The sequence below is a fragment of the Burkholderia oklahomensis C6786 genome (genome assembly GCF_000959365.1).
Classification (GTDB): Bacteria; Pseudomonadota; Gammaproteobacteria; order Burkholderiales; family Burkholderiaceae; genus Burkholderia; species Burkholderia oklahomensis.
In genome coordinates this window covers 1705261-1731251 of record NZ_CP009556.1, presented here as the reverse complement: position 1 = coordinate 1731251, position 25991 = coordinate 1705261, and the positions used below count along the sequence as shown (strand labels likewise).

The 25991-nt window shown below is 68.8% G+C and carries 27 protein-coding genes; 11 read left to right on the top strand and 16 right to left on the bottom strand.

What is annotated here, in order from left to right; genetic code table 11:
* Positions 1–126 precede the first annotated feature (126 nt).
* The gene (locus tag BG90_RS25480) at positions 127–747 is read right to left on the bottom strand and encodes an HAD hydrolase-like protein (protein ID WP_045568444.1); all 621 of its coding nucleotides are present in this window, start codon (positions 745–747) and stop codon (positions 127–129) included.
* 260 nt (positions 748–1007) lie between these two features.
* A complete protein-coding gene (locus BG90_RS25475; protein ID WP_010109262.1) occupies positions 1008–2270 on the bottom strand; it encodes an MFS transporter in 1263 nt (420 codons plus the stop codon).
* A gap of 206 nt (positions 2271–2476) precedes the next feature.
* On the opposite strand from BG90_RS25475, the gene BG90_RS25470 reads away from it, so the two are divergent.
* From BG90_RS25470 to BG90_RS25455, 4 genes are all read left to right on the top strand, one after another.
* Entirely contained in the window at positions 2477–3202 is a 726-nt protein-coding gene (locus BG90_RS25470; RefSeq protein ID WP_010119163.1) for a GntR family transcriptional regulator, read from the top strand.
* 90 nt (positions 3203–3292) lie between these two features.
* Entirely contained in the window at positions 3293–4585 is a 1293-nt protein-coding gene (locus tag BG90_RS25465; RefSeq protein ID WP_010119164.1) for an MFS transporter, read from the top strand.
* 54 nt (positions 4586–4639) lie between these two features.
* The gene (locus BG90_RS25460) at positions 4640–5530 is read left to right on the top strand and encodes an amidohydrolase family protein (RefSeq protein WP_010119165.1); all 891 of its coding nucleotides are present in this window, start codon (positions 4640–4642) and stop codon (positions 5528–5530) included.
* Positions 5531–6160: 630 nt separating this feature from the next.
* Positions 6161–7639, top strand: a complete 1479-nt coding sequence (locus BG90_RS25455; RefSeq protein WP_025990256.1) for a metallophosphoesterase family protein — start codon at positions 6161–6163, stop codon at positions 7637–7639.
* A gap of 163 nt (positions 7640–7802) precedes the next feature.
* Here the strand turns inward: BG90_RS25455 and BG90_RS35700 are convergent, their stop codons facing one another.
* Positions 7803–8084, bottom strand: coding sequence for a hypothetical protein (locus BG90_RS35700; protein WP_144411705.1), 282 nt, complete (start codon positions 8082–8084; stop codon positions 7803–7805).
* On the opposite strand from BG90_RS35700, the gene BG90_RS25450 reads away from it, so the two are divergent.
* From BG90_RS25450 to BG90_RS25435, 4 genes are all read left to right on the top strand, one after another.
* Entirely contained in the window at positions 8077–9408 is a 1332-nt protein-coding gene (locus BG90_RS25450) for a cytochrome-c peroxidase (RefSeq protein ID WP_045568567.1), read from the top strand. The two genes, BG90_RS35700 and BG90_RS25450, sit on opposite strands and share 8 nt — an antisense overlap.
* A gap of 171 nt (positions 9409–9579) precedes the next feature.
* Entirely contained in the window at positions 9580–10437 is an 858-nt protein-coding gene (locus tag BG90_RS25445) for a class I SAM-dependent methyltransferase (RefSeq protein WP_010119171.1), read from the top strand.
* Between the two features lie 396 nt (positions 10438–10833).
* A complete protein-coding gene (locus BG90_RS25440) occupies positions 10834–11106 on the top strand; it encodes a CppA family protein (protein ID WP_010119173.1) in 273 nt (90 codons plus the stop codon).
* A 328-nt stretch (positions 11107–11434) separates the two neighbouring features.
* Positions 11435–11647: a DUF3079 domain-containing protein gene (locus tag BG90_RS25435; RefSeq protein ID WP_010109271.1), complete on the top strand. Its 213-nt coding sequence runs from the start codon at positions 11435–11437 to the stop codon at positions 11645–11647.
* Between the two features lie 256 nt (positions 11648–11903).
* Here BG90_RS25435 and BG90_RS25430 read toward each other — a convergent pair whose 3' ends face one another.
* From BG90_RS25430 to BG90_RS38115, 5 genes are all read right to left on the bottom strand, one after another.
* A complete protein-coding gene (locus BG90_RS25430) occupies positions 11904–12413 on the bottom strand; it encodes a GNAT family N-acetyltransferase (RefSeq protein WP_045568443.1) in 510 nt (169 codons plus the stop codon).
* A gap of 103 nt (positions 12414–12516) precedes the next feature.
* Positions 12517–12939: a DUF6691 family protein gene (locus tag BG90_RS25425; RefSeq protein ID WP_010119174.1), complete on the bottom strand. Its 423-nt coding sequence runs from the start codon at positions 12937–12939 to the stop codon at positions 12517–12519.
* A gap of 1 nt (position 12940) precedes the next feature.
* Entirely contained in the window at positions 12941–13375 is a 435-nt protein-coding gene (locus BG90_RS25420; RefSeq protein ID WP_010119176.1) for a YeeE/YedE family protein, read from the bottom strand.
* Positions 13365–13712 carry an ArsR/SmtB family transcription factor gene (locus tag BG90_RS25415; RefSeq protein WP_010119177.1) on the bottom strand — a complete coding sequence of 116 codons (348 nt, stop codon included), beginning with the start codon at positions 13710–13712 and terminating at the stop codon, positions 13365–13367. The genes BG90_RS25420 and BG90_RS25415 overlap by 11 nt, the downstream gene beginning before the upstream one ends.
* 22 nt (positions 13713–13734) lie before the next feature.
* On the bottom strand, positions 13735–14106 hold the full coding sequence (locus BG90_RS38115; protein WP_157135657.1) for a hypothetical protein: 372 nt from the start codon (positions 14104–14106) through the stop codon (positions 13735–13737).
* Positions 14107–14219: 113 nt separating this feature from the next.
* Between BG90_RS38115 and BG90_RS25405 the strand changes: the two genes are divergently transcribed.
* Positions 14220–14753 carry a cytochrome b gene (locus BG90_RS25405; RefSeq protein WP_010109277.1) on the top strand — a complete coding sequence of 178 codons (534 nt, stop codon included), beginning with the start codon at positions 14220–14222 and terminating at the stop codon, positions 14751–14753.
* Between the two features lie 287 nt (positions 14754–15040).
* Here the strand turns inward: BG90_RS25405 and BG90_RS25400 are convergent, their stop codons facing one another.
* The 5 genes from BG90_RS25400 to BG90_RS25380 form a co-directional block, all read right to left on the bottom strand.
* Positions 15041–17056 carry a family 2A encapsulin nanocompartment cargo protein cysteine desulfurase gene (locus BG90_RS25400; RefSeq protein ID WP_045568442.1) on the bottom strand — a complete coding sequence of 672 codons (2016 nt, stop codon included), beginning with the start codon at positions 17054–17056 and terminating at the stop codon, positions 15041–15043.
* Positions 17031–17963, bottom strand: a complete 933-nt coding sequence (locus tag BG90_RS25395; RefSeq protein WP_010109279.1) for a family 2A encapsulin nanocompartment shell protein — start codon at positions 17961–17963, stop codon at positions 17031–17033. The genes BG90_RS25400 and BG90_RS25395 overlap by 26 nt, the downstream gene beginning before the upstream one ends.
* Positions 17964–18084: 121 nt before the next feature.
* Positions 18085–18372 carry a helix-turn-helix domain-containing protein gene (locus tag BG90_RS25390; RefSeq protein WP_010109281.1) on the bottom strand — a complete coding sequence of 96 codons (288 nt, stop codon included), beginning with the start codon at positions 18370–18372 and terminating at the stop codon, positions 18085–18087.
* Complete coding sequence (gene epsC, locus BG90_RS25385; protein ID WP_010119184.1) at positions 18369–19367, bottom strand: serine O-acetyltransferase EpsC; 999 nt, start codon at positions 19365–19367, stop codon at positions 18369–18371. Before epsC ends, BG90_RS25390 begins: the two co-directional genes overlap by 4 nt.
* An 82-nt stretch (positions 19368–19449) precedes the next feature.
* Positions 19450–19917, bottom strand: a complete 468-nt coding sequence (locus tag BG90_RS25380) for a rhodanese-like domain-containing protein (protein ID WP_010119186.1) — start codon at positions 19915–19917, stop codon at positions 19450–19452.
* 11 nt (positions 19918–19928) lie between these two features.
* On the opposite strand from BG90_RS25380, the gene BG90_RS36270 reads away from it, so the two are divergent.
* Positions 19929–20285: a hypothetical protein gene (locus BG90_RS36270; RefSeq protein ID WP_157135658.1), complete on the top strand. Its 357-nt coding sequence runs from the start codon at positions 19929–19931 to the stop codon at positions 20283–20285.
* Positions 20286–20292: 7 nt separating this feature from the next.
* Complete coding sequence (locus tag BG90_RS25375; protein WP_010119192.1) at positions 20293–22392, top strand: prolyl oligopeptidase family serine peptidase; 2100 nt, start codon at positions 20293–20295, stop codon at positions 22390–22392.
* Here BG90_RS25375 and BG90_RS25370 read toward each other — a convergent pair.
* The 3 genes from BG90_RS25370 to BG90_RS25360 all read right to left on the bottom strand — a co-directional run bounded on the left by BG90_RS25370 (position 22353) and on the right by BG90_RS25360 (position 25931).
* A complete protein-coding gene (locus BG90_RS25370; RefSeq protein ID WP_010119194.1) occupies positions 22353–22619 on the bottom strand; it encodes a hypothetical protein in 267 nt (88 codons plus the stop codon). The two genes, BG90_RS25375 and BG90_RS25370, sit on opposite strands and share 40 nt — an antisense overlap.
* A gap of 242 nt (positions 22620–22861) precedes the next feature.
* Entirely contained in the window at positions 22862–24124 is a 1263-nt protein-coding gene (locus BG90_RS25365; protein ID WP_025990260.1) for an HlyD/EmrA/EmrK family protein, read from the bottom strand.
* A 253-nt stretch (positions 24125–24377) separates the two neighbouring features.
* Positions 24378–25931 carry an efflux transporter outer membrane subunit gene (locus tag BG90_RS25360; protein ID WP_010109291.1) on the bottom strand — a complete coding sequence of 518 codons (1554 nt, stop codon included), beginning with the start codon at positions 25929–25931 and terminating at the stop codon, positions 24378–24380.
* Positions 25932–25991 lie beyond the last annotated feature (60 nt).

The following is a 25991-nucleotide window of genomic DNA, read 5'->3' as shown; positions in this document are numbered from 1 at the left end:
GCGGCCCGAGCCCCCGCCCGAGCGTCGGACGCACGCATGAAGCGCCCCGTCGTCTCCTCGCCCGACGCGTCCGCGCCGCATCGCGTCGACGGCATGACGACGGCATGACGGACGACGTCGGCGCATCTACAACGCCAGCAACGCCTCCGGCCGCTCGAGCAACGGCAACCGGCAATGCGCCTGCAGCGCATCCGGCGCGGTGTACCCCCAAGCGACGCCGTTGAACGCGATCCCCGCCTTGTCCGCGGCCTCGGCGTCACGCACTTCGTCGCCGACGTACAGCACGTCGGCGCGCGCGAACCCGCTTGCGCGCACGAGCGCCTGCAAGCGCCTCGCCTTGCCGAACAGCGAGATTCCGCAGCTGAAATGCCGGATGTGCGCGCACGTCGCGGGGCCCGCGATCGCGCGCACGACGGCCTCCGAATTCGACGTCGCGACGGCGACGTGCGTCCCGCGCCGCGCCAGCGAACGCAGCGTCGCGTCGATGCCCGGAAAGAGCTGCACGTCGGCCGCGCGTGCGTGCATCCGCCGCCGCATGTCGGCGGCGACGCGCGGCACCTTCCACGGCGGCACGCCGAGCAGCTTGACGATCTCGCGCGCGGACATCCCGCGGACTTGCGGCAGCAGCGCGTCGTCGATCGCGCGAAAGCCGTGCTGCCGCGCGGATTCGGACAGCGCGCGAAGAAAGCACGCGAGCGAATCCGCGAGCGTGCCGTCGAAATCGAAGGCGATGAGCTTGTAGGCCAAGTTTTCCTCGTTGCGCTTGTCGTGGCCGAAAGGAAACCGTCAGATCGACAGTGGCCGCGATTGTGTCACGAAACGCGCCGCCGACGAGATCGCGGCGGACGAACCGGACGATTCGAACCACTCGCTCGGCGGCACGTGAACCCCGCGTGCAAAACGAACCGGGCGGCGCGCTCGCGCAACGCCGCCCGGACAAGCTCCATTCATCACGACGCGCCCCTGAAATCGCCGGAGGCGCCGCCGCCGCGCCGTGCGGCGCTCGCTCACGCCGTCACACCCGCCCGCGGCCGCCGGCCGGCCATCGACGCGGCGGCCAGCATGCCGACGCCGAGCGTCGCGAGGCACACGACGGGCACGAGCATCGGCGCGCCCGCGTTGCCCGCGACCTTGCCGACATACGGCATCAGGTTTTGCGCGAAGAAGCCGCCGAGATTGCCGATCGAGTTGATCGCGGCGATGCTCGCGGCGGCGCGCGCACCGGAGAAGAAGCGCGGCGGCAGCGACCAGAAGCACGGATACAGGAGCGGGATGCACGCGCCGCCCAGCACGAGGGCGGCGAAGCGCAGCGGCAGGCCCGGCAGCGCGAGGCTCAGCGCGAAGCCGGCGACGCCGACGCCCGCGACGGCCGCCATCGCCTTCAGCACGATCCGCTCGCGCTTGAGCCGCGCGGGCAGCCACATCAGCAGCAGCGCCGCGATCGCCCACGGAATCATGTTCAGCAGCCCGTTCGCCGTCGACGACACGCCGCTGCTCTTCAGCAGCGTCGGCAGCCAGTACGTGACGCCGTAGAGCGACGTCGACATCAGCATGTACGCGAGCGCGAACATCAGCACGCGCGGATCGATCAGCGCGCGCCACGGCGATTCGGACACCGCTTCGGGCGACGCCTCGCGCTTGAGCGCGGCGAGCACGAGGCGCTTCTCGTCGTCCGACAGGAACGTCGCGCGCTCGACCGACTCGGGCAAGAAGCGCAGCGCGACGAGCGCGACGGCGATCGCCGGCAGCCCCGTCGCGACGAACACCCATTGCCATCCGGCGAGCCCGAGCCGGCCGTCGAGCGACAGCAGCAGCCCGCCCGCGAGCGAGCCGAGCATGTTCGCGAGCGCGCTGCCGAGCGTGAAGAGCCCGAGCACGCGCGTGCGATGGCTCTGCGGGAACCACAGCGTCAGGTAATAGATGACGCCCGGATAGAAACCCGCCTCCGCGACGCCGAGCATGAAGCGGAACACATAGAAGACGCTCGTCGAATGGGTGAAGCCGAGCAGGACCGTGATCACGCCCCACGTCATCATGATGCGCGCGAGCCAGAGGCGCGCGCCGAACCGATGCAGCGCGAGCGTGCTCGGCACTTCGAACAGCAGGTAGCCGATGAAGAACAGCGACGCGCCGAGCCCGTACGACGCCTCGGTCATCCCGAGCGCGTGCACCATCTGCAGCTTTGCGAAACCGACGTTCTGCCGGTCGATGAACGCGATCAGGAACATGATGACGAGCAGCGGCATCAGCCGCCGCGCGATTTTCGTCATGACCGCCCGTTCGCGGATTGAGGACTCGTCCACCTGCCGTCTCCTTGCTCATCAATTCAAATTCATATAGATGATTGGTTGAATAGTTGAGTGCGGCAATGCGTAGTTACCCGCGCAGCACGCGGATACACGGCAACTGCTATCGGGTTTCCACCGATTCGCGCCGTCCCAAGTCATGCAAACATATAGATGAATTTGGAGAAACCATGCACGCCACCGACGAACGACTTCCCCGCTATCAGCGTCTGCGCGACGAGCTGGCCGCGCTCATCGCCGCCCGGCATTGGCGGCCGGGCGAAGCGATCCCGACCGAGCAGGCGCTCGCGAAGCGCTACGACGTCGCGGTCGGCACCGTGCGCAAGGCGGTCGACCTGCTCGTCGCCGACGGAATGCTCGAACGCTTCCAGGGGCGCGGCACGTTCGTGCGGCGCGCGAGCTTCGACAGCTCGCTGTTCCGCTTCTTCCGCTTCCAGAGCAAGCAGGGCGAGCGCCGGATACCCGAGAGCCGGATCCTGCGCCGCGAGGTCGTCGAAGCGCCGTCGGCCGTCGCCGCCGCGCTGCAGATCCCGAGCCGCGCGTCCGTGATCGAGATGACGCGCCTGCGCCTGATCGACGGCGCGCCGATGCTCGCCGAGGAAATCTGGCTGCCGTACGACCGCTTCGCCGCGTTCGCGCGGCTCGAGCCCGACGCGATCGGCGACCTGCTGTATCCGGTCTACGAAGCGCACTGCAACCAGATCGTCGCGTCGGCCACCGAGACCTTGACGGTCGAGGCGATCGGGCCCGTGCATGCGCGCCTGCTGCGCATCGAGCCGGGCACGCCCGCCGTCGTGATCGAGCGGCTCGCGTACGGCTACGACCGCCGGCCGCTCGAATGGCGGCGCTCGCGCGGCCCCGCGAGCGAATTCATCTATCAGGCGGAGATCCGCTAGGGTCCGCTCGCGCGAGCGCGACCGACCGGCGACCGCCGCGCCGCGAGCAGCGGCAGGCGGCGACCGTCCGGCGCGGAACAGGAGACGACAGTGTTCAAATGGTTCGGCGCGATTTCGGCCCGCGAACGGCGCACGTTCTGGGCCTGCTTCGGCGGCTGGGCGCTCGATGCGCTCGACGTGCAGATGTTCAGCCTCGTGATTCCCGCGATCATCGCGGAATGGTCGCTCTCCCGCACGCAGGCGGGCTTCGTCGGCGGCGCGACGCTCGTCGCGTCGGCGATCGGCGGCTGGGCGGCCGGCATGCTGTCCGACCGCTTCGGCCGCGTTCGGACGCTGCAATGGACGATTGCGTTCTTCTCGGTCGGCACGTTCCTCTGCGCGTTCGCGACGAGCTATCCGCAATTCGTCATCCTGAAGACGCTGCAGGGCCTCGGCTTCGGCGGCGAATGGGCGGCGGGCGCCGTGCTGATGGCGGAAACGATCCGCGCCGAGCATCGCGGCAAGGCGATGGGGACCGTGCAGAGCGCGTGGGCGGTCGGCTGGGCGGCCGCCGTGCTGCTCTATGCGCTCGCGTTCTCGCTGATGCCCGCCGCGCTCGCGTGGCGCGTGATGTTCGGCGTCGGCCTGCTGCCCGCGCTGCTGATCGTCTACGTGCGGCGCGGGATCGTCGAGCCTTCGACGGATGCGCCCAAGACGCCGGCGGCATCGCAAGCCGCGGCGGCCGCGCCGCTCGTCGGCATCTTCGCGCGGGAGACGCTGCGGATGACGCTGATCGGCGCGCTGCTCGGCGTCGGCGCGCACGGCGGCTACTACGCGCTGATGACGTGGCTGCCGACCTATCTGAAGGTCGAGCGGCATCTGTCGGTGCTCGGCACGGGCGGCTATCTCGCCGTCATCATCGTCGCGTTCTTCTGCGGCTGCGTCGCGAGCGCGCACCTGCTCGACCGCATCGGACGGCGCAGCACGATCCTCGTGTTCTCCGCGTGCTGCGTCGCGACCGTGATCGCGTATCTGTTCCTGCCGCTCGGCAACGCCGCGATGCTCGTGCTCGGCTTTCCGCTCGGCTTTTTCGCGGCCGGCATCCCGGCGAGCATGGGCGCGCTCTTCAACGAGCTCTATCCGCGCGGCACGCGCGGCACGGGTGTCGGCTTTTGCTACAACTTCGGGCGCGTCGCATCGGCCGGCTTTCCGGTGCTCGTCGGCCACATGTCGGCCGGCATGCCGCTCGGCACCGCGATCGGCATCGATGCGGCGATCGCGTATTCGATCGTCGTCGCCGCGGTGCTGATGCTGCCCGAGACGCGCGGACGCGCGCTCGACGAAGGCGCCGATGCCGATGCGCGCACGCCTCGCATCGCGACGCCGGGCGCGCAGCATCGCTGATCGTCGCCGCATCGTTTTCAGGTTGTCGTTTCATCGAATGAGGAGCATCGAGCGTTGAGCGAGCAGGAGCGGAAAGCGCGCGCGCACGAAGCGCCGGCGCACGACGAGTCCGGCCGCATCACGGCCGTCGACGCGCATGCGCACGTCTTCGAGACGGGACTGCCGCTCGCCGGCCGGCGTCGCTACGCGCCCGGCTACGACGCGCCGCTCGGCGCGTACGTTGCGCAGCTCGACGCGCATCGCGTGTCGCACGGCGTGCTCGTGCAGCCGAGTTTTCTCGGCAGCGACTGCCGCTACCTGCTGCGCGCGCTCGCGCAACAGCCGGGGCGGCTGCGAGGCGTCGCGGTGATCGACGCCGGCTGTGGGCAGCACGCGCTCGACTCACTCGATCGCGCGGGCATCGTCGGCATTCGGCTGAACCTGATCGGGTTGCCCGATCCGGCACTCGACAGCCCGGCGTGGCGCGCGACGCTCGAGCGCGTTGCGGCGCTGCGCTGGCATGTCGAGCTGCACGCGGAAGCGGGACGGCTCAAACGGCTGATCGCGCCGCTGCTCGCGCATCGCGTGGATATCGTCGTCGATCACTTCGGCCGTCCGGATCCGGCGCTCGGCATCGCCGACGCGGGGTTTCGCCATCTGCTGCGCGCAGCCGCGACACGGCGCGTCTGGGTGAAGATTTCGGGCATCTACCGCAACTGGCCACTCGCGCCCGACGAAGCGGCGGCCCGCGCGCGCGCGGCGTTCGACGCGCTCGAAGCCGAATACGGCGCCGAGCGGCTCGTGTGGGGCAGCGACTGGCCGCACACGCAGTTCGAGCGAACCGAGACGTTCGGCCGTGCGTTCGCGCTCGCGCAGCAATGGATGCGCGACGCGGCGATGCGGCGCGCGATTCTCGTCGAGACGCCCGCGCGGCTCTTTCGATTCGACGAGGGGCGAAGCGCGTAACCGCGGGCGGCGGCGGCGCGCCGATATGCAGCGGGGGGCTGCGAAGCGCTGCGGTACGCTGCGGTTCGACGCGCGCCGGTCATCCACGCCGCGCCGATCTGGCGGGGCGGCAACGATGGCGGGTGCATCGCGCGCGTCGCTTGCCCGGCTCGTATCCGTCTTCCGTCATGCTCCGGCTGCGCACGACGCATTGCCTGCCGCTCGTCGTGCATCGCGTGGCGCTCGATGTCTGTCGTGGCGTTGCGCCGAATGCCGGCCTTCGTGCGGCGCGACATATCGCAGTTGCCGACTTGCGACTTGCGTCAAACGGCCCGCGCTTCATGCACCGAGCGTACGGGCCCTACGCTTCACGTCGAGTTCCGTCGCATTTCTTGCTTCTTGCTTCTTGCTTCTTGCTTCGGACTTCGGACTTCGGACTTCGGACTTCGGACTTCGGACTTCGGACTTCGGACAGCGTACCCCCTGCCATCAGTACCGTGCGTCGCGCTTCGCTCACCGGTTTGTTCGAGGCCCCCCTTACCCTCGGCCCCGTCTCGTCTCGTCCCGTCCCATCATGCAATGATGTCACGCCGCCTTCACATTTATTACATCGGCCATGCGTACTTTTACGGCTTTCCAACGGGAACGACCATGCCACGACCGATTCTTCGCCGCGCCGCCGCGCTCCTTCTGACACTCGCGGGCGCCACGCTGTTCCACGCCTGCACGAGCAGCATCGACAACCAGCCGGACGCCGCGAGCACACCCGCGAACATCCAGGCGGCGTGGGTCGAGATCGGCGACTCCAATCAGGCGATCGCCCGCGTGATCACGAGCTACACGCCGCCCGCCGCGGCGTCGGGCGAGCCGGCGCCCGCCGTCTGCCCGCAGTTGAGCGCCGACGGCAAGCTCGCGCGGATGACGCTGCGCGCCGCCGCGGGCACCGTCGCGCAACGTCCGACCGCGAGCGATCCGGCCGACTCGAAACCGTCGAGCTTTCCGGTGTCCGTGTGCGAAGCGACGCTGCCCGCGGGCGCGAAGGACGTGACCGTCGCCGGACGAGCGCTGCCGCTGCCGAAGGCCGAGCCGCAGCGCGTCGCGATCATCGCCGACACCGGCTGCCGGATGAAGAAGGCCGACAACGCGTTCCAGGCGTGCAGCGACGCGACGGTATGGCCGTTCGCGACCATTGCGTCGAGCGTCGCGCGGCTGAATCCGGATCTCGTGCTGCACGTCGGCGACTATCACTATCGCGAGAACGCGTGCCCGCCCGACATCGCCGGCTGCAAGAACAGCCCGTGGGGCTACGGCTGGGACACGTGGCGCGCGGACCTGTTCGAGCCCGCCGCGCCGCTCTTCGCAAAGGCGCCGTGGGTCGTCGTGCGCGGCAATCACGAGGAATGCGCACGCGCGGGCCAGGGCTGGTACCGCTTCCTCGATCCGCGCCCGTACTCGGACGCGCGCTCGTGCAACGATCCCGCGAACGACGGCAGCGCGAACTATTCGGAGCCCTACGCGGTGCCGCTCGGCACCGGCTCGCAGGTGATCGTGTTCGATACCGCGAAGGTCGGCCGCGCGGCGCTCAAGACGACGGACGTACAATTCCAGATCTATCAGAAGCAGTTCCAGACGGTGGCCGCGCTCGCGAACAAGCCGGGCATGTCGACGACGATCTTCACGAACCATCATCCGATCCTCGCGTTCGCGCCGATCCCGGGCAGCACGCCCGCGCCGGGCAATCTCGCGCTGCAGTCGGTGATGTCGAGCCTCTATGCGCAGGCGTACTACCCGCCCGGCGTGCAAGTCGCGCTGCACGGCCACGTGCACGACTTCCAGGCGATCAACTTCGCGTCCGGGCATCCGGCGACGATCGTGTCGGGCAACGGCGGCGACAACCTCGACGTCGCGCTGCCCGATCCATTCCCGGCGAACCTGACGCCCGCGCCGGGCGTCGTCATCGACAAGCTGTCGCACAACAACAGCTTCGGCTTCCTGATCATGGAGCGGCGCGCGGCGCCCGCGCGCGGCTGGACGTTCAAGGCGTACACGGCCGCGGGCAAGCTGCTCGCGACCTGCGACCAGGCCGGCACGACGCTCACGTGCGACAAGACCGGCTTCATCGCGCCGTGACGGCCGGGAAACGGACCACGCCGGCGCGGCATGCGCCGGCGTTCGCGGAGCGCGCGGGCCGCGCCGCGTCGTCGCGCGCGCCGAATGCAGCCGCCGCCGGCACGATCGACACAATCGACACGGCTGCGGCGCGCGCCGCCCGGCTTGATCGCGCGCCGACGCATCACGTGGCGGCGCGCGTCAGGCGCCCAGCGTCCGCTCGATGCACGCCCGGAATCGCGAGCCGCGCGCTCGCTGTCGCGTTCGCCGATCCGTCACCCGAGGCCGATCCGAAAACGGACGCTGCGATTCCGCCGCCGCTCGCGCCGCTTCGACGCACGACGAGAAAACGCCGCGCCATTTCGACGATCGCGCACACCGCCGGCGGCGCGCTCTTCGCGTCGATGGCGGCACTGGCACTCGCGGCCGGTCCCGCCGCGACGAGCGCAACGAAGGCGATGAGCACGGCAGGCGCGACGGATACGACGACCACGCCGAACACCGCCCGCGCCGCAGCCGAGTCGCCTCGATCGCCGACGACGGTCCTGCTCCCTGGCGCATCGCCGCAGCGCGTCGTCGGCACGATCGGCCGCGCCACGCCGCAGGTCGCGTCGAAGGTCGATACGACGACGGCCGTGTTCCGCCCGGACCCCGCGCTCGTCGCGCTCGGCCGGCGCGTGTTCTTCGATCCTCGGCTGTCGGAGCCGCGCGGCACGTCGTGCGCGAGCTGCCACGATCCGGGCCGCGCGTTCGCGCCGACGCTGTCGCCCGCGGCGCTCGCCGGCCCGCGCGTGCCGCAGGGCAGCCGCGTCGGCCACTTCAGCCGGCGCAACGCGCCGTCGCTGCTGTACGTGCGCTACGTGCCGCGCCGCCACTTCTATCAGGACGACGACGCGCTCGCGCCCGCGCCGTTCGGCGGCCTGTTCTCGGACGGCCGCGCCGACACGCTCGCCGAGCAGCTACGCGGCCCGCTCTTCGATCCGGACGAGATGAACAACGCATCGCCCGCGGCACTCTTGCGAAAGATCGACGGCACCGAGCTCGCCGCGGCGCTCGCCGAGCGTGTCGGCCCGGCGGTCCGGCGCGATCCCGAGCGGATGGTGCGCGCGCTCGGCGACGCGATGCAGGCGTATCTGCAGAGCGACGAAATGGCGCCCTTCTCGTCGCGCTACGACGCATACGTGACGAAGCGCGCGCCGCTCACGCCGCAGGAGTTGCGCGGGCTCGCGCTGTTCAAGAATCCGGACAAGGGCAACTGCATGAGTTGCCATACGCTGTCGGATACCGCGAGCCGCCCCGAGCGCTCGCTCTTCACCGACTTCGGCTACGACGCGATCGCGGTGCCGCGCAACCGCGCGCTGCCCGCGAACCGCGACCCGCGCCGCTTCGACAACGGCCTGTGCGACACGGCCGCGAAGCTGCGCTGGCCGGAGCCGACGCAATGGTGCGGCTATCTGCGCACGCCGGGGCTGCGCAACGTCGCGGTCAAGGAGTCGTTCATGCACAACGGTGTGTTCGACACGCTGCGCGACGCGGTCGCGTTCTACAACACGCGCTCGACCGATCCGAAACGCTGGTATCACGGCCGCGACACGTTCGACGACGTGCCGGCCGCCTATCGCGGCAACATCAACGTGAACTCGACGCCGATGAATCGCCGCCCCGGCACGCCGCCCGCGATGACGGACGCCGACGTCGACGATCTCGTCGCGTTCCTGCGCACGCTGACGGACGAGCGCTACGCCGGACTGATGCCGGCGATGCCGGGCGGCAAGGCGGCGCGGCCGTGACGTTCGCCCAACGAAAGCCGGCCCGAACCCGGAATGGGGCAACTTCCCGGGCGGACTGCCTGGGACGGACCTCCTGGGGCGACTTCCTGGACCAACCTCTTGGGGCGATGCCGGACGATCGATACACTATGACGATCGACGACATTCGTGCCTATTGAACGGGGGAACGTCATGCCGAACAAGTCCATCGCAGCCCCGGACAGCACCGCGGTGCGAGTCGCTCTATGGCGGGCCATGCATGTGCAGATCGATCCGCCGCCGCACGTGCTCGACGATGAGATCGGTCTGCAACTGGCCGCGCCGGACGACGACTGGCGCGAGCGTCCGGACATGGATCCGCAAGCGACCCGCGGCTACCGGGCGGCAATCGTCGGCCGGGCCCGCTTCATCGAGGATCTGGTCTGCGAGCAGGTCGAACGCGGCGTCGCCCAGTACGTGGTGCTCGGCGCCGGCTTCGACACGTTCGCCCAGCGCAGAACGAAGCTCGCGTCGCGCCTTCGGATATTCGAAGTCGACCAGCCCGGCGCGCAGGCCTGGAAGCGGCAGCGCCTGATCGCACTCGGCTTCGGCATCCCGGAATGGCTGCGGCTCGTGCCGGTCGATTTCGAGGCGGGAGGATCCTGGCGGGAACGGCTGGAGGCCGACGGCTTCGACGCCGGTCGGCCGGCCGTCGTGTCGTCGACCGGCGTCTCGATGTATCTGACCCGGGACGCGGTCGCCGCCACGCTGCGCGAGATCGCGACGCTCGCCCCGGGGTCTACGCTGGCGATGACGTTCCTGCTGCCGCTCGAACACCTCGATCCCGCCGAGCGCCCGCAGCACCAGGCCGTCTACGAGCGCGCGCGGGCGGCGGGCACCCCGTTCGTCAGCTTCTTCAGCCCGCCCGAGATGCTCGCGCTCGCCCGCGAAGCGGGATTCCGCGAAGTCCGGCACGTGTCCACCGACGATCTCACCCAGCGCTATTTCGCCGGCCGGGCCGACGGACTGCGGCCGGCGAGCGGCGAGGCGTTTCTGGTCGCGACGACTTGACGGCGCCGCGGAAGCCGATCGGGTTCGGAACGGCGAGTCGCGAAGGCCTCGCCCCGCGACGCGCTGTGTGGCGAACGCGGTGGCTTGGCGCCTCGTCGCGCCAAGCCACCGCGACGACCTGTCCGCCTCATCCTTGACGGCCATCCATCCGCGATTGCCGCGCGTCGATCGATACGCAACGGAGTCCGAGCGACGCTCGCCGAACCACACCCACGCCGCCGCGCGCCACTGCCCGCTCGCTTTATCCCACGCCCTTTCCCCGACGCCCGCGTCCTGCCCACGGCCCATCCACCGGCGTTCGCCGCCCACTCCTTCGCACCCCATTTAATTCGGTTGCACACCCGCAGAATACTGGATAAATTAACAGTACTGTATTTATAACCAGTGAGGTGTCAGATGGAGCACCTGGTTCGCATCGTCAACGATACCGACCGCCAAATCCTCGCGTGGCTGCGCAGCCAGGTCGGCGACGAGCGCGTGGAGCGCGCGGCGCGGCACATGGGGCGCGTCCGCAAGCCCTACCTGTCCGCCGTTTGCCGTTATCTGGGCGTCTGGCCGCCGATTTCGCTGCGTTATCCGGCACGGCGCGCCGAGACTGATCACACGGTCGGCGACCGTTATCTGACGCTGATCCGCCAGCACCTCGCCACACATGCCGTGGGCCGGTAAGCATCGCGCCGGGCGTCCGATTGACGCGAACGACGCCGGGCGGCGCCAAGTGGCGTCGGCTGGCATTGACTGGCATTGACTGGCGTCGGCTGGCGTGGCGCCACGCGACGCAACGTCGCATGGCGCGATTCGATGCGCAATATCAAGGCAAGTACGTCGCCCGATCGACAGAATGGGCAGGTCGCGGCGACAGAAACCTTGTCAGCTCGCCACGCACGAAATCGTGCGCGCGTCGCGCCGTTCCAAGCCATCTACCCCGCCCACCAAGGCGCCGTCCTGACATCGCTCGCCACGACACCCTCCAACGCACTTTGCGAGGCACCCCGGCATGGCGAAGAAATTCCCGCTGCATCCGAAGCACCCTGAACGCAACTGCTGGGGATGCGACCGATATTGCTCGGTCGACGCGCTGTCTTGCGGCAACGGCTCCGACCGGACGCAGCATCCGATCGAATTGCTCGGCGACGATTGGTACGAATGGGAACAGGAAAACGAAGCGGCGGCGCAACAACAAGGGCTGGCGCAAACCGTCGCTCGATGACCGCCGCGAACGTGCGGCGTGGAAAGCGAGTCGTTCAGCGGGTTGATCGCCGGCTCCGGCGAAGCAAGGAAACGCGCATCAAACAGCAGCGATGCCCGAGCGCGCCGGCCATCAACTGACTCGAGCGATCGAAGCGAGCAAGGCGACCAACTCGGCGCGGTGCTTGTCGAGCGAACGGACGTCGCACGACCGCGGCAGAACGAGCACGTCGACGGCGCACGCGGCCGATACCCCTCGCTTATCGTCGGCACCGCGCTCAGCGCAGCATTCGAACCATGTGTTGCTCGTCGTAAAACCGATTGCCGACACGCATCGCGCGCCGCTCGACGCCGAACGTCTCGAATCCAAGCGACGCATAGAGCGCTTTCGCGGGCTCATTCTCGGTATTCACACACAGATTGACCTGCGCGATGCGCCAGTCGCGCGACGCGTGCGTCAACGCCGCGTCGATCAACCGACGGGCGAGCCCCTTGCCGCGCTGCGGGGGCGCGACGAACACCCCCCAAAGCGTCGCCTTATGCCCGACTTGCACGAGCGCTTCCCTGCGCACGCCGACGATCGCGGCCAACTCGCCGGCGGCGGTCAGCGCGCCGAAAACTGCCTGCATATCCGACGCCCGGAGCCGCGCTTCCACTTCCTCGATCGAACGCGCGGCTTCCTCGGCGCGCGTCGGCCAGATCGCGGCCGGCGACGTGTCGATCTCGACGAGACGCAGCGCTTTGAACGCGGACGCGTCGGCCGGTTCGAGCAGGCGGATCGAGATCATCGAGAAGTCGAAATAGAAGACGAGAAGAAGCCGATCCTACACAATCTTGCGTTTTCACGGCGTGGGGCCGCACGCGCACGCTCACGCCGGCCACACGCGCTGCTCAACGCTTCGCTCCGGCGCGCTCGCGCCACTCGAACGCCGCCATCCCGACCAGCATCGCCGCGACGAAGCCGAACGCCTTCGCTCCACCGAGGCCGAGCGACACGACGGCCGGCCCCGGACAAAAGCCGACGAGCCCCCAGCCGACGCCGAACGCCGCGCTGCCCGCGACGAGCCTGAGCGTGACGGACCCGCGCGGCGGCATCTGCATCGGCAGCCCCAGCAGCGAACGCTCGCGCCGCTTCGCCAACGCGAACGCGATCGAGCCGACCGCGATCGCGCCGGCCATCACGAACGCGAGCGACGGATCCCAATGGCCCGCGAGATCGAGAAAACCCTGCACCTTCGCGGGATTCGCCATCCCGGACAGCAGCAGCCCCGCGCCGAACAGCAAGCCCGACAAGAATGCGAACAAGACGCTCATGTCACCCTCCCAAGACGTGGCGCAGCACGAATACCGTCGCGATGCCCGCGGTCATGAACACCACGGTGGCGACGATCGAGCGCAGCGCACCGCGCGAGATCCCGCAGACGCCGTGTCCGCTCGTGCAGCCGCCCGCATAGCGCGTACCGACGCCGACCAGCACGCCGCCGACGATCACTCTCGCCCAGCCGGCGTCGACGACCGGCGTCGGGAACCAGCCGAGCACATGCGCGACGAGCGCGGCCGCGATCAAGCCGGAGAGAAACGCCGCGCGCCATCCGGCATCGCTGCGCCGGCGGGCGAGCAGCCCGCCGACGATGCCGCTGATGCCGGCGATGCGGCCGTCGAAAAACACGAGCAGCGCGGCGGCCGCGCCGATCATCAGGCCGCCCGCGAGCGACAAGCCCGGCGTGAAATGAACGAGATCAACGGCCACGACGTTTCCCCTTCTTGCTCGTTGCACAGAACTGCTCGTAGAGCACGGACATGATGGCGATCGCCGGCTGGCTCGCCAGCGCGTAGTAGATGTTCTTGCCGTCGCGCCGCGTGTCGACGAGCGCGTTGTCGCGCAGCACCGCGAGCTGTTGCGACAGCGTCGGCTGATGAATGTCGAGGCGCGCCTCGATGTCGCTCACGCACAACTCGCCGCATTGCGCGAGCTCGCACATCATCAGCAATCGATCCGGATTCGACAGCACCTTCAGCAGCGCACACGCGGCATCGGCCGACGCACGCATCTCGGACAGGTCGATCGGCGAGCCGGCATCACGCATCTTTTCACCCTCAATCAATCTATCAAATAACATTATGTATTTTCACATAATGAATGGCACAGTGCAAAGAATATGTGCTCGTGCTGCGGCGTTCGAACCGGATCGTTAAGCATGCCTTAAGCGCATGCTCGTCACAGTAGCGGCAAGCGAATTCGGAGGCCGCATCGGCGAAAACGATATGAAACGCATTCTCATTTTGCTGCTCTGTCTCGGTACGCTTTTCGCGGCGAGTGGATGCGCGTCCCAACAGACTGTCGCCGACGCGCATGTCGCCGACGCGCATGTCGCCAACGCGCATGTCGACGCCCCTCACCCCGCGCACATGGGCCGGCCGAATTGGCTTTGAGCCGCCATCTGCGCAGCGCGATCCGCTCACCCGGCTCATCGCCGCCACGACCTTAAGATTTCCATAAGATTCGCGCGCGATAATCCGTCCGGCCCGGCAACGCACGACACGTCGGCCGGCCGATCCCTACGAACGGCTTACTCCACAGGACGATTCGCGCGATGACACGCTCCACCCGAACCTCAGATCGTTACGACCGGCTCAGCCGCCTCCTGCACTGGAGCGTCGCCGCGCTCGTGCTCGCCCAATTCGTGCTCGGCTGGACGATGCCGGACGTGCACGGCACGACGCCGCCCGCCGGCCTCGTCGCGTGGCACGTCGCGCTCGGCACCGCGCTGATCGCCGTCATCGCGGCACGCTTACTGTGGTCGCTCGTGCGCCGCAGTCCGCCCGCGCATCAGCAGAACGCGCTTCTCTCGTTCGCCGCGAGCGCGGTTCACAAGCTGCTATACGTCGCGCTGATCGCCGTGCCGTTGCTCGGCTGGCTGAACGCGAACGGCCGCACGTGGCAACTGAAGCTCGCGGGCGTCGTGCCGCTTCCGACCATTGCCGCACCGCACTCGCTCGGCGCGTCGATCGGCGAATGGCACAGCCTGTCGGCGACGCTCTTCATCGTGCTGATCGGCATGCATGCGTTCGCGGCGCTCGTGCATCGCTTCGTGATGAAGGATGGCGCGTTCGAACGGATGATCTGATTGAAAGGCGCGCGCGGCGACCGATTGCACGTCGGTCGCCCGCCCGCGACGGCTACGCGGAGTGATGTCGTTGCGACGAGGACTTGCCGGTTGCATGGCCATGGCCGGTCCAGCCTTCGCCGCTTGCATCGCTCTCTTCGACCCGGTTCTGAACCGGGTCTTTTTTCGTATGACGAACGAAATGCAGGCCGGGATTTCGGACGTTCGACGACGCGCCGGCCGGACCGGACGGATCGGCCGAGCCGTGCGAATCGGCCGAGCCGGTGCCGCCGCGAAGTAAAGCCGGCTTATGCGCGTCGCGCAGCCAGCCGCCGCACGACGTCGATCATCAAATCGACCTCGTCGCAAGTGTTGTAGAACGCGAACGACGGACGCACGGTGGCTTCGAGTCCGAAGCGGCGCAAGATCGGCTGCGCGCAGTGATGCCCGGAGCGCACCGCGATGCCTTGCTCGTTCAGCGCCTGCCCGACCTCTTCCGTCTCATGGCCCTTCAGCACGAACGACAGCACGCTCGCCTTGTCGCGCGCGGTTCCGACGAGCCGCACGCCCGGCACCGGCGCGAGCACGCTCGTCGCGTACGCAAGCAGATCGTGCTCGTACCGCGCGATGTTCTCGATGCCGATCCGCGTCACGTAGTCGAGCGCCGCGCCGAGCCCGACCGCGTCGGCAATGTTGCCCGTCCCTGCCTCGAAACGATTCGGCGGCGGCTGGAACACGGTGCGCTCGAACGTCACGTCGGCGATCATGTTGCCGCCGCCCTGCCACGGCGGCATGTCGTCGAGCAGCGCACGCTTGCCGTACACGACGCCGATGCCCGTCGGCCCATAGATCTTGTGCCCGGAAAACACGAAGAAGTCGGCGTCGAGCGCCTGCACGTCGACGCGCATGTGCGAGATCGACTGCGCGCCGTCGACGAGCGCCTTCGCGCCCGCGCGATGCGCAAGCTCGACGATCTCGCGAACCGGCACGACGGTGCCGAGCGCGTTCGATACTTGCGTCACCGACACGATCTTCGTGCGATCGTTGAGGAGCTTCCGGTATTCGTCGAGCCGCACCTGCCCCGAATCGTCGACCGGGATCACGCGCAGCGTCGCGCCTTGCGACGCGGCGAGCTGCTGCCACGGCACGATGTTCGCGTGATGCTCCAGATGCGACACGACGATCTCGTCGCCTTCTCCAACGTTCTGGACTCCCCACGTTTTTGCGATCAGGTTGATCGCCTCCGTCGTACCGCGCACGAACACGATCTCGTCCGGCGACGCCGCGCCGATGAAGCGCTGCACGGTCGCTCGCGCGTGCTCGTATGCATCCGTCGCGCGACCCGCGAGCGTGTGCGCCGCGCGGTGGATGTTCGAATTCTCGTGCGCGTAGAAGTACGCGAGCCGGTCGATCACCGACTGCGGCTTGTGCGTCGTCGCCGCGTTGTCGAACCAGACGAGCGGCTTGCCGTTCACGCGCTCGGCGAGAATCGGGAAGTCGCGGCGGATCGCATCGACGTCGAACGGCGGATGCGCACCGGCGCCGAGCGCCTGGAATGCCGCGGGCCGCGGCTCTGTATCGTCGATGAAGTAGCGCGCATCACCATGCCTGTCCGCCGCCGGCCGCTGGAACGACAGCAGATCGCGCAACGCGTCTTCGTCCGGCAGGCCGAACGCACCCGGCGACGCGATTCCATGCTGCGGCACGACGATCTGCGCCGCATCGCGCTGCCAGCCATCCCGTGCGCCGTCGACGAAGTAATACGGCGACGAACGCGCGCCCGCGACGTCAGACTGCGCGAGCGCCGGGGGTGCGGAAAGGGGCGCCTGCACGGGCGGCACGCCGAGCGCGATGCCGCCGGCGCGCGGCTCGAGCGCGGGCGCGATCGACACGACGCCATCCGGCAATCCGTTCTGCGCAGCCGCGTGCGGAACGAGCGCGGGCGCGCGATTGCCCAGCGACAGCACATGCGTTGGCGCGGACGCGAGGTTCGCGCCGGGCACCTTTCCCGGCGGCACACCCGCACCCGGCATGCCCGTTCCCGTGCCGCCGGGTCCGGCGAGCGGCGAGCCCGCCGGCGCGGGATTCGAAACCGATGCGAGAATCGGTGCGGCCGCCGGCAATGCCGACGGCACGCCGCCCGTCGCACCGCTTCCAGCGCCGACGTCCGGCGCGGCGGCCTGCCCCGGCAGCGCCGCGAGAAACGCCGACGCGAGACGCGCGAGCGTCGCCGGATCGGGCAATCCGGCGGGCAGCGTCGCTTCCGGCAGCGCGACGGGCGCCGCGCCCGTTGCGGGATTAACGGTAGGTGTCGGGATAGTCATGGTACTTGCCGATCTCCACGTCATCGAGAACAGCCAGCGCATCCGGCGAATGGACGGCGAGCGAGCAATAGAGCGAAATCAGATACGACGCGATCGCCTGATTGTTGATCCCCATGAAGCGAACCGACAGGCCCGGCCCCTGCTCGCCGGCGACGCCGGGCTGATAGAGGCCGACGACGCCCTGCCGCTTGTCGCCGACGCGCAGGAGCAGGATCTTCGTCTTGCCGTCAGCGACCGGCACCTTGTCCGACGGGATCAGCGGAATGCCGCGCCACGTCAGGAATTGCGAGCCGAACAGGCTGACGGTCGGCGGCGGCACGCCGCGCCGCGTGCACTCGCGGCCGAACGCGGCGATCGCGAGCGGATGCGTGAGAAAGAACGCGGGCTCCTTCCACACCTTCGTCAGCAGTTCGTCGAGGTCGTCGGGCGTCGGCGCGCCCGTCAGCGGAAACACGCGCTGCTCTTCCGCGACGTTCGCGAGCAGTCCGTAATCCGGATTGTTGATCAACTGGCTTTCCTGCAGCTCCTTGATCGTCTCGATCGTCAGGCGCAACTGCTCCTTGATCTGATCGTGCGGACTGCTATAGAGATCGGAGATCCGCGTATGCACGTCGAGCACCGTGCTCACCGCATTCAGGAAGTACTCGCGCGGCGCTTCCTCGTACGGCACGAACGTGCTCGGCAGCGCGCCCTCGTCCTCGCGCGCGGTGCAGGCGGCGCGCACCGCCTCCGGGTTCTTCACCTGATTCAGACGATAGATGCCCGCCTCGACGGGCACCCATTGCAGCAAGTGCGTCAGCCAGCGCGGCGTGATCGTGGAAAGCTGGGGAACGGTCTTGGTGGCATTGGCGAGTTGCCGTGCTGCGTTGTCGCCGAGCGCCGTCTGGCCGCTCACTATCGTCGACATAGGGGACTCCGGGGGCTATAGAACAAAAACCGAATTGCTTATCAGGAGAACGCATTATCGAGACGCCATTGGGGCGGCTCAACATGCTATAGACGCCAAGGTGCGGAGATTGACAAAGAACTCAGCGCGCGCCCGCCAGCGGCGCAATCGCCGCCGGCGATGCGCCAAATCCGGGCGGCGGCGGCTCGGATGGATCGCTCGCAGGCGGCAGCAGCCGCGCGATCGGCACGCCGAACGCGCGCGCGAGCTTGTCGACGGTGACGATCGACGCGATCGCGGTGCCGCGCTCGATCTCGCCAACGTACGAGCGATTCAGGCCCGCGTGCTCGGCGAGCTGCTCCTGCGACCACGCGCGCGCCTCGCGCAGCTCGCGGATCGCTGCGCCGAAGCGTTGGACGAGCGCCGTCATCGCAGCGCTCCTGCGGCGAAACGCGAGCCGCCGTTCGCGCCATGCGTGCCATTCGCGTCGTGCTGCGATGGCGCCGCATCGGCCGGCCGCGCCGGATCGCTGCGCGTGACGGCCTGCGTGACGTGGCTGCCGGGCGCGACGTCCTGCGTGATCCAGACATTGCCGCCGATCACCGCGCCCTTGCCGATCGTCACGCGGCCGAGGATCGTTGCGCCCGCATAGATCACGACGTCGTCTTCGACGATCGGATGGCGGGCGAGACCTTTTTCCAGATGCCCGGACGCATCGCGGGGAAAACGCTTCGCGCCGAGCGTGACCGCCTGGTAGATGCGCACGCGCTCGCCGACGATTGCGGTCTCGCCGATCACGACGCCCGTGCCGTGATCGATGAAGAAGCCGCCGCCGATCCGCGCGCCGGGATGGATGTCGATGCCCGTCTGCGCATGCGCGTGTTCCGCGACGATGCGCGCGAGGAGCGGCAACTCGAGGCGATACAGCTCGTGCGCGAGCCGGTGATGAATCATCGCGAGCACGCCGGGATAGCAGAGCAGCACTTCGTCCACGCTGCCGGCGGCCGGATCGCCGTGAAACGCGGCGAGCACGTCGCTGTCGAGCAGCACGCGGATCGCCGGCAGGCGCGCGGCGAACGCGCGCACCGCGTCGTCGGCCCGCCCTTCGATCGTGGCCTCGGCTTGCACGGAGACATCGTGCCGGACCTTGTAGCTCAATTCGAGCCGCGCCTGCGCGAGGAGCGCGTGCAACGCGTCGTCGAGCGCGTGGCTCACGTAGAAGTTCTCGCTCTCCTGTCGAAGATCGGGCGGCCCGAGCCGCATCGGGAACAACACGCCCTTCAACGTCTCGACGATGCCCGCGAGCGCCTCGCGCGCCGGCAAATCGCGACCGCCCGGCTCGAGCGAGCGGCGCTGCACTTCGCGCCAACGCTGGCGCACGGTTTGAAGCGATTGAACGATGTCGTCGATGTCGAATACCGCCACGGCTGCCGCTCCTTGTTGCTGCTTGTTGCTGCTTGTTGCTGCTTGTCGCTGTTCGACGCTTTCGCCGCCCGAGTCGAATGAATCAACTCTGCTTCCACGGAAGCCCGTGCAGACGCCAGCCGTTGGTCGCGCCGCGATGGCCGGCGTCGTCGAGATCGCCCTCGAAGCCTTCGAGCACGTTGAAAACCTGCGTAAAGCCCGCCTTCGCCGCGGCTTCGGCGGCGAGCGCCGAGCGGTTGCCGCTGCGGCACAACAGCAGCACGACCGCATCCTTGCCCGTTTTCGCTTCGAGCTCGCGCACGAAGCGCGGATTGCGCGTCAGGCTCGTGCCCGTCGCCCACGCGACGTGCAGGCTCTCGGGCACGTGGCCGACGAATGCACGCTCCTCGGCCGTGCGCACGTCGACGAGCCGCGCGTCGCCGGCCTCGACGAGCGCCCAGGCGTCCTGCGGCGACACGCCGCCCGCGTACGGCAGTCCCGCCGAGCGCGCGGCTTCGCGCGCCGCTTCGAGCACGGCATGAGTGGAGCGTGCTTCGAGTTCAATCGTCATGGCGTCTCCTTATGGATATCGCGCATCGCGCGCGAGACATGGGCCAGGCTCGACGGCGAGCGCCGTCTATAGCCATCAGGGATCCACTATGGAAGAAGCGCCGAAAAAGCCGAACCAATTATTTTTCATTTCGAAATGAGGTCGCGCATGAGAGCGATAGTCAGGAAGGCGAACGGGTTTGGGCGGGAAGCGAAGCGTGCGCGACGCCGCCATTCGGGATGGTCATGTATGACGAAAGCGTGCGCGTGAAGCGCCAGCACTGCCTGGCGGCGAACCTCGACAATGGACAGCCGGGCATCGCCCGTTCCGGAATCGACGAGCGGGCACACTTCGGCTTACGCTACCATTACGCGCACCGCCTCTCATGAACTCTCCATGCCACATGCTTTCTGGCCCGAACAGGCCGATCCGTATCGCTTCCTCGAAGAACTGGACAACCCCGCGAGCATCGACTGGGTCGACGCGCAGAACGCCCGCACGCGCGACGCTCGATGGCTGAACGACGCGCGCTATCGCGAGCTGGTCGACCGCTTCACGAAAGCGCTGTTGCCGCGCGAGCGGCCGGTGATCCCGCAACGCTGGCAGCACTGGGCCTACGACGTATGGCAGGACGAGCGCCATCCGAAAGGCCTGTGGCGTCGCACGTCGTGGGCGAGCTGGCGCAGCGGCCGCCCCGAGTGGCAGACGCTCATCGATCTCGACGCGCTCGGCGAAGCGGAAGACGTCCAATGGGTGTTCGACGATCAGCTCATCCTCGAGCCGGACGGCGACCGCGCACTGATCGTGCTGTCCGACGGCGGCGCCGATGCGGTCGTCGTGCGCGAATTCGACATCGAGCAATGCCGGTTCATCGACGACGGCTTCTCGATCGAGGCGGCCGGCAAGCATTCGATCGAATGGATCGATCGCGACACCCTCTATGTCGGCTGGGACAATGGCGGCGCGACCGTCACGCGTTCCGGCTATCCGCGCGAAGTCAGGCGCTGGACGCGCGGCACGCCGCTATCCGATGCGCCCGTCGTGTTTCGCGGCGCGCGCGGCGACATCTCCGTCGACGCGCAATATGATCCGATCGATCGTCATCATGCGATCGAGCAGGCGATCAACTTCTATGACGCGAACACGTATCGCCGCGACGAAAACGGCGCGTGGATTCGCTTCGACGTGCCGGCGCACGTCGAAGTCGGCTACTGGAGCGGATGGCTGCTGCTCCAGCCGAGGCTCGACTGGAATTGCGATGGCGCTCGCTACGCGGGCGGCAGCCTGCTCGCGATCCGCGAAGATGCGTTCGTCGCCGGCGACCGCGCCTTCGCGACGCTGTTCGAGCCGAACGATCGCACGTCCGCCTGCGGCTGGACGCATACCCGCCGTTTTCTGCTGGTGTCGTGGCTCGACGACGTGCTCACACGCACGATGCTCTGGCAGCCCGAGCGGCAAGTCGACGGCGCATGGAGCTGGCGTGCGCGCCCGTTCCCGGCGCGCGGACTCGCGCAAGTCGACGTGTCGCCGGTCGAACCGACGTTCGACGATGAAGTGTACGTGAGCGTCGGCGATTACCTGACGCCGCCCGAGTATTCGCTTGCCGATCTCGCGGCCGACGACCTGTCGGCGTGGACGCTCCTCGATCGATGGCCGACGCAATTCGACGCCGCCGCGCTGACGGTGCGGCGCGAACATGCGCGCTCGCGCGACGGCACGCTGGTGCCCTATACGCTGGTCGGCCCGCGCGACGTGTTGGACGCTGCAGAGCGATCGCCCCGTCCGTGCTTGTTGAACGGCTATGGCGGCTTCGCGATTCCGCTCACGCCCGACTACGATCCGCTGCTCGGCATCGGCTGGCTCGAAAAAGGCGGCATCGCGGTCTTCGCCCATATTCGCGGCGGCGGCGAGTTCGGCACGCGATGGCACGAAGCGGCGCGGCAAGCGGACCGTCAACGCTCGTTCGACGATTTCATCGCCGTCGCGGAAAAGCTCGTTGCGGACGGCGTGACGACTGCCGCGCAACTCGGCATCCGTGGCGGCAGCAACGGCGGACTGCTGGTCGCGGCATGCATGATCCAGCGCCCGGACCTGTTCGGCGCGGTGGTCAGTGAAGTACCGCTGCTCGACATGCAACGCTACCCGCTGCTGCACGCGGGCGCGTCGTGGCTCGACGAATTTGGCGATCCTGACGATCCGGCGCATGCGAAAACGCTCGCATCTTATTCGCCGTATCACCAGGTGACGCGCGACGTCGCCTATCCGCCGGCGCTCTTCACGACGTCGACGAGCGACGATCGCGTGCATCCCGCGCATGCACGAAAGATGGTGGCGCGCATGCAGGCGCAGGAGCATCGGAACGTATGGCTGCTCGAGAAAACCGATGGCGGTCACGGCAGCGCCGACGCAATCGACACGGCCGAACACGAGGCGATCGGATTTGTATTCCTGTGGAATCATTTGTCGTCGCGCGGCGCGGACGACGGACGCGGGTAAATCGCCGTGAGAAGACGGGCGGCTGCGTGATGCCCGCCCGTCTCGCCGCTCATCGCGAGAGGCAATTCGGGGTTGTCGTCCGCATGCAGAAGTCTTGCCGACACGAACGAAATTTCGTCGCTCGTCGCTGTTTGCGGGAATCGCCGCTTTATCGCCCACCTCTCTGCGTTGTTCGCGAAACGCATTCGTCGATCGCGGTCGGCGAAATTATCGTTGCGGCTCTGCATCGGCCAATCAGGCGATCGCACTCGACGAGAATCTCGCCGTGGTGAGCCACTCGACGTTGCCGTGAGCCTGCGTCGCTCGGCAAAGCAATCGCTGGTGGTACATGACATCCCCCATCCGATCGCGCCACGTCGCACGCCGATCCTGGCAGCACGCCGATCCGGCGGAACCGTGGGCATCCCGGCGATACGACCGGCGCGAAGCCGTCGCGCGCCTGATCGATCAACCTCCCGCCGACGCCCGCTCACTTCCCGCCGTCGTTCGCCCGAATCACCGCGTCGGCGGCCGCATCGGCCTCCTCCGCATCGCCGTCGTGCACCCGCGTGCGCAGCCCCGGCAGCGGCGCTTCGCCGTCCAGCAAATGCCCCCCGCGCGCCTTCGTCTCCACGGTCGCCCGCATCGACAGCCCCACCCGCAGCGGATGCGCCGTCAATTCCGACGCCTCCAGCGAGATCACCACCGGCACCCGCTGCACCACCTTGATCCAGTTCCCCGCCGCGTTCTGCGACGGCAGCATCGAGAACGCGCTCCCCGTCCCCGCCGAGAAGCCCTCCACCCGACCGTGATACGTCACCCGCGAGCCGTACAGGTCCGATTCCAGCCGCACCGGCTGCCCGACCCGCATGTGGCGGATCTGCCCTTCCTTGAAGTTCGCCTCCACCCACACCTGCCGCAACTGCACCACCGACATCAGCGGCACGCCCGGCCCCACCTGCTGGCCGATCTGCACCGACCGCTGCCCCACCGTGCCGTCCACCGGCGACACGATCGTCGTCCGCTTCAGGTTCCGGTACGCGAGCTTGTACTGCGCGGCCGCCTGCTGCACCGACGGGTTCTGCTCCACCGGCCGCTCGCTGCCCAGCGCGCGCGCCGCGTCCCGCTGCGCCCGCGCGCTCGCCAGCGCCGCCTGCGCGTTCGCCAGGTTCGACTTCGCCCGCACCAGCTCCTCCGGCGCCACCACCTCCACCGACGCCCCCGCCCGCGCCCGATACGCCTGCTGCGCGAGCTTCAGGTCCGCCTCCCGCGCCTTCACCGTCTCCTCGTACATCCCCATCGAGATCCGCGTGTTCGCGACCTGCCGCACCGCCTGCGCGAGCTGCGCCTGCGCCTGCTCGAACGTCGCCGACGCGTCCGCGTCGTCCAGCTTCGCCAGCACCTGGCCCGCCTTCACCTGCTGCGTGTCCGTCACCCGGATGTCCGTCACCGTCCCCTGGATCTGCGCGGCGATCTGCACGATGTTGCCGGCGACGTACGCGTCGTCGGTCTCCTCGCTGTAGCGGCCGACGAGGAACCAGTAAAGCCCCGCCGCCAGCGCCACGATCGCCAGCAGTCCGAACAGCACCGTGAAGCGGCGGCGGCGCGTCGCGCGGCGGGCGGCGAGGGACGCGGCGTCTTCGGGGCGGGCGGACGGTCCGTCCGCGGCCGGATGCTTCGCGGGCGAGCCGTCGGCGCTCGCCGTGTCGTTTTGCGTCTTCGCGCGCAGGGGGTCGGTGGCGGTATCGTTCAAGGTCTTCGCGTGCGTGGTGTCGGTGGCGCCATGATGCGGCGGCCAGGTGGGCTCGGGCGCGACGGCGGTCTTGCCCGATGCGCTCGCATGCTCGGTAACGGTGTCGGTCGATTCTCTCGGGTGCACGATGGAAGTGGCGTTCGATGGGTTCGGGTTTGACGGGGTCGTGTGCGCGGCGCGCTTGCCTCGGCCGGCTCGCTCGTCGACCGGGTCGTCAGCTTGGTCGCATGCGCGCGGCCATTCGCCGGCTCGATCAATCATGCGGCGTCTCGGCCGGCCGCGGCGCCGCCGCGAACGGCTTGCCCGCCTGCGCGAGCGGCGCGCCGCTCGCCTGCCGTCCGTCGAAGCCCCCGCCCAGCGCACCGATCAGCCCCACCCGCAGCGTCCGCCGACGCGCCTGCAGCTCGATCGCGTGCGACCGCTCGTCCAGCAGCGTCAGCCTCGCCAGGTTCACGTCCTTCTGCATCCCCATCCCCCGCCGGTGCCGGTCCTCCGCCAGCGCCACCATCCGCTGCGCCGAGCGCACCGCCTGCTGCTGCTCCTTCAGCAGCGCATCGACCGTCGACAGCGACGTCAACTGCCGCGCCACCTCGCCCAGCGCCGCATCCACCGTCTGGTTGTACAGCGCCAGCGCCACGTCCGCGTTCGCCACGTCGCCCCCCAGCTTCGCCTTCAGCCGGCCGCGATCGAAGACCGGCAGCGACAGCGCCGGCCCGATCGAGCCGCCCAGCGCGTCCCGCGAGAACAGCGACGCCGGCGTCAGCGCGAACAGCCCGCCCAGCGCCGCCAGGTTCACGTCCGGGTAGAACGACGCGCGCGTGCCGTCGATCGCCGCGTACGCCGATTCCACCCGCAGCCGCGCCGCGACGATGTCCGGCCGCCGCCCCAGCAGCTCCGCCGGCAGCCGCGCCGGCAGCGGCGCGTCGGCGAGCGGCGCGAGCTTCGGCCGCGCGAGCGACAGCCCCCGCTCCGGCCCGCGACCCGTCAGCCCCCCCAGTTGCAGCTTCAGCAGCTGGATCTGCTCGCCGGTCAGCGCGATCTGCTCGAGCAGCTTGCTGCGCTTGAGCGCCGCGTCGTCGGCGTCGTAGCCGTTGTCGATCCCGCGCGCCGCGCGCTCGCGCAGCACCGTCTCGACCTGCTCGCTCGACCGGCGCTTCTGCTGCAGCAGGTCGCGCAGCGCGTAGGCGCGGTCCAGCTCGCCGTACAGCGTCACCATCGCCACCGACAGCGTGAGCCGCGCCTGCTCCGCCTCGACCCGCGCCGCGTCGCGCATCGACATCAAGCCGCGCGTCGCCGCCGCGTTCTTGCCCCACAGGTCCATCTGGTAGTTCAGCCCGACGAACAGCGACGACGACGACATCACCGATTCGCCGACGAGCGGCACCGACACCGGGAAGCCGTTCACCACCGTGTTCACGGTGCCGCCCGAGCGCGGCAGGTGCGCCTTGCTCAGCGACGCGCCCGCCGTCGCCGTCAGGCCCGTCAGCGATTCGAACTGCTGCAGCTGCGACTGCGCGACGCCGATCCGCGCCTGCGCGGCCTGCAGCGTCGGGTTGCGCTGCAGCGCTTCGCCGACCAGCGTGTCGAGCTGCGGATCGCCGAACTGCCTGACCCAGTCCGGGCTCGGCCAGGCGCCGTGCGTGGCGCCGCCCGTCGTCTGCGCGAGCGCGTCGCCGTCAAGCTCGCGCGGCGCGAGCGTCGGCTTGAAGCCCGACGGCACGCAGCCGGCGAGCGTCCATGCGAGTGTCGCGAGCGCGAGCCAGCGCGCCCCACGTCCGACTGCCGTTCTCGTTGCTTCCTGATTCATCCGCGTCGGGTGTCCTTCATGCGCGCCGGGTCGTTTGTCATGATGTAGCGTTGCGTGCGT